Consider the following 2,606-nt stretch of genomic DNA (forward strand, 5'->3'; position numbering starts at 1 on the left):
CATTATGAGGCTTCTATCAGGTTTCTTAGATTGAACCTGTTACTTTTTCTATTAAGTCAGGTTGGAACCCCATGTGTGCCATCACTTGTTCAACCATCTGTCTTTTACGACTTGTATTGTTATTCGTGATAACCCAAAACGGTGTGCCAGGAATGGCTTTTGGCTTGGTCGTATTACCGTTTGCTAGCAAGGTTTCTTCATTATCTGCAAAGTACACGCGTTTGCGTCCTTTTACATTCGTAGCCTGGGCGAAACCTTCTGGATTCAATTTATGTAAGGTCGATAATACCAACATAAAGCGATCAATCGCTTTTTTTAGACCGGCAAACTCATCAGAAATAAGCAGCGAACGCATTTCTTTCACTACATCAACAGATTCCGTTTTACCCGCATCTTTACTTACTACAATCCCTTGTGGCTTCTCTACTACAGGCGCGGCTTTAGCTTCCTGCAACTGACCATCAAGGTTTAAAAGGCGTCGCAAAATATCCGAGGCGCTTTCACCGATATGCTTAGTTTGACTAGCTATATAACGGTATAGATCCTCATCAACCTCAATTGTTTTCATTCGCTTTTCACATTCTCAATGTTTAAACTCTGGGGGATTATAACGAGATCCACGCGGATACTCCACGTTAAACCCATCACGAATAAGATAAAATGTCAGCATTACTCAACTATAAGCAGGAAGGCCAAGGCCAAACAGTTGTTTTGATTCACGGATTGTTTGGTAGTTTAAGTAATCTGGGTCTACTCGCCCGCGATCTTATTAAAGATCACACGGTGATCAGTATTGATCTGAGAAATCACGGCCTCTCTTTCCACTCCGAAGTCCATAACTATACCGATATGGCAAAAGATGTGGCTCAGCTCCTCCAGCACTTAAACGTTGAGCCATCTATTGTTATTGGTCACTCCATGGGCGGAAAAGTCGCGATGGCTCTTGTGGACATTGCTCCAAATGTAGTCAAGCAGTTAGTCGTTCTCGACATGGCGCCTGTAGCCTACACTACGAACCGTCACGATAATGTTTTTAACGGCTTACATGCTGTTATTAATGAAAAACCAGCAAATCGACAGCAAGCCATGGATATCCTAGCTCAACATATTGAACTCGATGGTGTAAGACAATTTCTCTCTAAATCACTGTACAAAAATGGCGATAAGATGGATTGGCGGTTTAACGTACCGAGCCTTTTTGAGAATTATGACCAAATTATTGGCTGGCAAGAAATCACACCAACAGATATCCCAACTTTATTTATCAAAGGCGGCGACTCTGACTACTTAATGCCAGAACATCAGCCGGCAGTGAAGCGACAATTTAACCATGCTAAAGCACACATTATCGCTGGTACTGGTCACTGGTTACACGCCGAGAAACCGACAGAAGTAATGAGAGTCATTCGAAAATACATTTCGAGTTAACAAATTCGAAAAGCAACACTAGATTATTGAAATAACCCTTCTTGTAGTGCATTAACTTTACCGTTTAACAGTGGTATAGTGCGCCCAAGATTTTTCGGCATGAAGGGCTAAAATGCTTTACGACTATATGGATATGCTCGAGTCTATTGGGCTCGATCTTCTTTTTGCTGCTATCTTTTTTTTCATCGGGATGGCGATAAAAGATGTGCTAAAGCAAGGCAATGTACCTGTTTTTGGTCGTCGTATTGTGTGGTTAGTCCTTTTCCTAGGCTGTGCTGGCTTTATTGCAAAAGGTGTAATTCAGCTAACTTGGGAAGGCTCAGGGTTAGGTTAAACCCTTAGTAGCATCGCCAATAACAAACAATGTAAAGGTATAGACTCTATGGCAAGTGTAGGTATCTTCTTCGGTAGCGACACAGGTAATACTGAAGCCGTTGCAAAGATGATTCAAAAGCAACTAGGTAAACATCTAGTTCACGTTCAAGACATCGCGAAAAGCAGCAAAGAAGACATTGATAACTTCGATCTTCTTCTTCTAGGTATCCCAACTTGGTACTACGGCGAAGCACAATGTGATTGGGATGACTTCTTCCCTGAACTTGAGCAAATCGACTTCTCTACTAAGCTAGTGGCTATCTTTGGCTGTGGCGACCAAGAAGACTACGCAGAATACTTCTGTGACGCGATGGGCACAGTCCGTGATATCGTTGAATCTAAAGGCGGCACAATTCTTGGCCATACCTCGACAGAAGGCTACGAATTTGAAGCGTCTAAAGCACTTGTTGAAGGTGACGAAAGCCAATTCGTAGGTCTATGTATTGATGAAGACCGCCAACCAGAATTGACTGACGAGCGTGTTGAAAGCTGGGTTAAACAGATCTATGAAGAGATGTGTTTAGCTGAGCTAGAAGGCTAATCAAATTGAATGATGCAAAGACCTCCACTTGGAGGTCTTTTTGTATGTATTGTCACACAGCATCGGTAAGTACTTCCTCTTCGCGATACTGAGGTTTCTTTCTTACATAAAGCTTGCGTTGAACCTCTGAAACCACATTCCCCTGTTTATCTTTTACATGAGTAATAAACTCAGGAAAACACTTTTCTCCATTCCGTGTCATTTGATAAATGTTTTCCAGCATCCCTTCAGTGACCTCAAATTCTGCAAACAAATCACTTTG

Annotated in this window: 4 protein-coding genes and 1 pseudogene; 3 read left to right on the forward strand and 2 right to left on the reverse strand. The window is 42.1% G+C overall.

Annotation, left to right across the window (positions count from 1 at the left end; all coding sequences use genetic code 11):
• Positions 1 to 25: 25 nt before the first annotated feature.
• Positions 26 to 568 carry a replication initiation negative regulator SeqA gene (gene seqA, locus CAG68_RS02635; protein WP_005382149.1) on the reverse strand — a complete coding sequence of 181 codons (543 nt, stop codon included), beginning with the start codon at positions 566 to 568 and terminating at the stop codon, positions 26 to 28.
• Positions 569 to 660: 92 nt separating this feature from the next.
• On the opposite strand from seqA, the gene CAG68_RS02640 reads away from it, so the two are divergent.
• The 3 genes from CAG68_RS02640 (at position 661) to fldA (ending at position 2,344) form a co-directional block, all read left to right on the forward strand.
• On the forward strand, positions 661 to 1,428 hold the full coding sequence (locus tag CAG68_RS02640; protein WP_017819953.1) for an alpha/beta fold hydrolase: 768 nt from the start codon (positions 661 to 663) through the stop codon (positions 1,426 to 1,428).
• A 112-nt stretch (positions 1,429 to 1,540) separates the two neighbouring features.
• Complete coding sequence (locus tag CAG68_RS02645; RefSeq protein WP_005393038.1) at positions 1,541 to 1,762, forward strand: DUF2788 domain-containing protein; 222 nt, start codon at positions 1,541 to 1,543, stop codon at positions 1,760 to 1,762.
• Between the two features lie 48 nt (positions 1,763 to 1,810).
• Positions 1,811 to 2,344, forward strand: a complete 534-nt coding sequence (gene fldA / locus CAG68_RS02650; RefSeq protein ID WP_005382146.1) for a flavodoxin FldA — start codon at positions 1,811 to 1,813, stop codon at positions 2,342 to 2,344.
• A gap of 52 nt (positions 2,345 to 2,396) precedes the next feature.
• Here the strand turns inward: fldA and CAG68_RS02655 are convergent.
• Positions 2,397 to 2,606 (reverse strand): annotated as a pseudogene (locus CAG68_RS02655) (DUF4442 domain-containing protein); the annotation flags it as partial.

Source organism: Vibrio sp. V42_P2S4T144 (assembly GCF_009904715.1).
Classification (GTDB): Bacteria; Pseudomonadota; Gammaproteobacteria; order Enterobacterales; family Vibrionaceae; genus Vibrio; species Vibrio alginolyticus.

Coding starts and splice junctions, on each gene's coding strand:
- CAG68_RS02640 (WP_017819953.1), top strand. CDS start 661: ATGTCAGCATTACTCAACTATAAGCAGGAAGGCCAAGGCCAAACAGTT.
- seqA (WP_005382149.1), bottom strand. CDS start 568: ATGAAAACAATTGAGGTTGATGAGGATCTATACCGTTATATAGCTAGT.
- CAG68_RS02645 (WP_005393038.1), top strand. CDS start 1,541: ATGCTTTACGACTATATGGATATGCTCGAGTCTATTGGGCTCGATCTT.
- fldA (WP_005382146.1), top strand. CDS start 1,811: ATGGCAAGTGTAGGTATCTTCTTCGGTAGCGACACAGGTAATACTGAA.